General features: G+C 58.5%; 2 protein-coding genes. Both read right to left on the reverse strand.

Annotated elements, in window-relative coordinates; genetic code table 11:
* A partial coding sequence (locus tag AC1DU6_RS33980; RefSeq protein ID WP_477862811.1) for a thiamine pyrophosphate-binding protein occupies positions 1-309 on the reverse strand: 309 nt, incomplete at its 3' end.
* Positions 310-478: 169 nt separating this feature from the next.
* Positions 479-712: alpha/beta fold hydrolase (locus tag AC1DU6_RS33985; protein WP_477862813.1), on the reverse strand; the 234-nt coding region annotated here is incomplete at its 5' end.

A 712-nucleotide genomic window follows, 5' to 3' on the forward strand; every position in this document is an offset into this window, starting at 1 on the left:
GGCGTGGATCGCCTTCTGGCCAGTGATCAGGACCATCGGCATGCCCCCCAGGAGCCCATAGGCAGCCCCTGTAGAAAGGTTCAGGGCTCCGGGCCCCAAAGTGCTGAGCGCGACACCTGGCCTCCCTGTGAGGCGCCCGTGGGTCGCWGCCATGAAGGCSGCRGGCTGCTCGTGACGMGTGACGACCAGCTCGATGGAAGACTTGCGCAAGCTCTCGACGACGTCGAGGTTCTCCTCGCCGGGGACGCCAAAGATGCGGTCGACGCCCTCGTTTTCGAGRGCTGCCACCAGCAGATCGGAGCCTTTCATTTCSCGGTCCTCRYTGTTCATCGTCAAGCTCCTCCRTTTGCMCAGTACCGTATCAGACAAACAGGTCCATTTAATGTAACGTTTGGTGGAGCAGACGCGCGTCACCGTTGCCGCACTTTGAGAGCAACTGAGCTTGGCTTTCGGTGACGCGGTCGGTTAAGCGAAGACTTTAGGCCGTTACGAAGGACAAAATCTCGGCATTGATGATGTCGGCGTGGGTCGTGCACATGCCGTGAGGTAGCTTCTCGTAGATTTTGAGTGTGCTGTTTTTCAGAAGTTTCGCCGACAGAAGAGCGGAATCCGCGATAGGCACGATCTGATCATCGTCGCCGTGCAGGATGAGCGTTGGCACAGCGATGCTCTTCAGGTCCTCGCTGAAATCCGTCTCCGAGAAGGCCTTGAT

Source organism: Roseateles sp. P5_B10, from assembly GCF_056400485.1.